A 2,603-nucleotide genomic window follows, 5' to 3' on the forward strand; every position below is an offset into this window, starting at 1 on the left:
GGATGGTACCGGCGAAACGGCCGAGGTTTTCCTGATCTTCGGACGTCACTTCCATCGACAGCACCGGACGTACGGGCTCGGGCGCGGGCTCTTCCTTGGAGCACGCCGCCAGCAACAGGCTGGCGGCGAGTAATACCGTCAGGCGATTCATGGCTGGGCTCCTTGCTGGGCGATCTCGACCAACATGCCGGGGTGCAGCAGTTGCCCACCGGCTACCACGACTTTTTCGCCGCCTTTGAGGCCCTCGCCGATGATCACTTTGCCGGTGAGGTAACGCGCCACCGTGACCTTGTGCAATTGCGCCTTGCCATCGCCGTCGATCAACCACACGGCGGGCTCGTTGAGGTCTTTGGTGAGCGCCGCCCAGGGCAGCTCGATGCTGGGTTTGACCGGGCCATTGGCGGTGGCACTGACCACCGAGCCCAGCTCCATGCCTTTGGGCAGCGCTTGCAGGGCAATTTTCACTTGAACGGTACCGGTGTTGGCAGCCACGGCAGGCGTGACTTCGCGCACTTTGCCCACGGCCTTGATGCTGGGGTTGTCCAAAAGGCTGACGGTGATCGGCGCATCGGGTGGCGGCTCCACCAGCAGCGATTCATACACGTTGAACACCGCATCCCGCTCACCATCGCGGGCCAGGCTGAAAATCGGCACGGTGGCCTGCACCACCTGGCCCACTTCGGCCTGGCGCGCGGTAATCACGCCCGGCGCTTCGGCGATCAACGTGGTGTAGCCCAGTTGTTCGCGGGCATTGGCCAGTTGGGCCTGGGCGGCGGTCAACGCGCTTTGACTGCTGCGCAAGGCAGCCTGGGCAGCGTCGTACTCGCTGCGGCTGGTGTAACCCTTGGGCAGCAGCTTTTCCTGGCGCACAAAGGCCGCGGCGGTTTGCTTGACCCGCGCCTGCTCGGCCACGACTTGGGCCTGGGCGGAGTCGACGTTGGTCTGCAAGTCTTTGGGGTCGAGCTTGACCAGCACTTGCTTGGCGCTCACGCGGTCGCCCACATCCACCATGCGCTGGATGATCTTGCCCCCCACGCGAAAGGACAGGTCGGTTTGCACCCGGGCCTGGATATCGCCCGTGAGCGTAACCGCTGCGGCAAAACCCATCGGCTGCACGGTCTGCACAAATACCCTGGAATGTTGCTTGGGTTCGGCCTTTTCCTGGCCACAGCCGCTCAGCAGCGTCAGTAGGCCAAGTCCGAATATACAGGTGGAAATACGACCGCCCATGCAGGCTCCTTTTGCGTGATGCCGACTTGCCAGTGTGTATGCGACTGTGAGCTTAGTTGAGGGTTCCTTATCTGCATGGAGGCTCCCATACTCCAATGGTTCCCATACCGACCGAATCCCTATGCTCAAGACCCTCGCGGTAGCCAATTACCGCTCGATCAACAAATTGGTGGTGCCCCTGGACCGGCTCAACCTGGTCACCGGCCCCAATGGCAGCGGCAAGTCCAATTTGTACCGCGCCCTGCGCCTGTTGGCCGAAACCGCCCAGGGCGGGGTGATCAACGCACTGGCCCGTGAGGGCGGGTTGGACTCGACTTTCTGGGCCGGGCCGGAAAACATCAGCCGACGCATGCACAACGGCGAGGTGCCGATCGAGTCAACCGTGCGCCAGGGCGTGAAGCGCTTGCGCCTGGGGTTTGCCGGGGAGGATTTCAGCTATGCCATTTCCCTGGGGCTGCCTGAACCGAGCGAATCGTTTTTCTCCCTCGACCCCGAGGTCAAGAAGGAATGCATCTGGGCCGGCCACATCTACCGCCCGGCCAGCCTGCTGGTGCAGCGTTCCGGGCCGATGGTGCGGGCGCGCGAGGGCCGCGCCTGGGATGTGCTGGCCCAGCACACGCCGAACTACCACAGCCTGTTCGATCAGGTCGGCAGCCTGCGCGGCTCGCCGGAAGTGTTGCTGCTGCGCGAAAGCATTCGTGGCTGGCGTTTTTATGATCACTTTCGCAGCGACGTGGATGCCCCCGTGCGCCAGCCCCAACTGGGGACACGCACGCCGGTGCTGCACCACGATGGGCGGGATCTGGCGGCGGCGTTGCAGACCATCCGCGAAATTGGCGACCCCGAAGCGTTGCAGCGCGCAGTCAGCGATGCGTTTCCCGGGGCGCGCCTGAACATCCAGCCGTTGCAGGGCGGGCGCTTTGCAATCGAGTTTTATCAGGAAGGTTTGCTACGGCCATTGTCGGCGGCGGAGCTGTCGGACGGGACTTTGCGTTACTTACTGCTGATCGCGGCGCTGCTCACGCCACGGCCGCCGACCATGATGGTATTGAACGAACCGGAAACCAGCCTGCACCCGGATTTGCTGCCGGCGTTGGCGCGCCTGATTATCCAGGCGTCCCAGCAGTGCCAGGTGTGGGTGGTGTCCCATGCCAGCCGTCTGATTGCAGCGTTGCAGCAGGATGAGGGGTGCAATTCGATTGTGTTGGAGAAGGTGTTGGGGGAGACCCGAATCGTCGGGCAGGGGATTCTGGATGCACCGGCTTGGCACTGGCCCGAATAGGTTGTGACTGGGCAAGCCCGCTCCCACATTCTGATCTGTGAATACATTCAAATGTGGGAGCTGGCTTGCCTGCGATAGCGGTAGCTCAGTC

2 protein-coding genes and 1 pseudogene are annotated in these 2,603 nt (G+C 63.0%); 1 reads left to right on the forward strand and 2 read right to left on the reverse strand.

The window, feature by feature from the left end; all coding sequences use genetic code 11:
• Together ACRESD_RS14525 and ACRESD_RS14530 are read right to left on the reverse strand one after the other, a co-directional pair.
• Positions 1–151 (reverse strand): annotated as a pseudogene (locus ACRESD_RS14525) (efflux transporter periplasmic adaptor subunit); the annotation flags it as partial.
• Positions 148–1,230, reverse strand: coding sequence for an efflux RND transporter periplasmic adaptor subunit (locus ACRESD_RS14530; RefSeq protein ID WP_431751546.1), 1,083 nt, complete (start codon positions 1,228–1,230; stop codon positions 148–150). The gene ACRESD_RS14530 and the pseudogene ACRESD_RS14525, both read right to left, overlap by 4 nt.
• A gap of 121 nt (positions 1,231–1,351) precedes the next feature.
• Here ACRESD_RS14530 and ACRESD_RS14535 point away from each other — a divergent pair, with 121 nt between their 5' ends.
• Positions 1,352–2,512, forward strand: coding sequence for an AAA family ATPase (locus ACRESD_RS14535; protein ID WP_431751547.1), 1,161 nt, complete (start codon positions 1,352–1,354; stop codon positions 2,510–2,512).
• Positions 2,513–2,603 lie beyond the last annotated feature (91 nt).

Source organism: Pseudomonas sp. (assembly GCF_050739995.1).
Taxonomy (GTDB): Bacteria; Pseudomonadota; Gammaproteobacteria; order Pseudomonadales; family Pseudomonadaceae; genus Aquipseudomonas.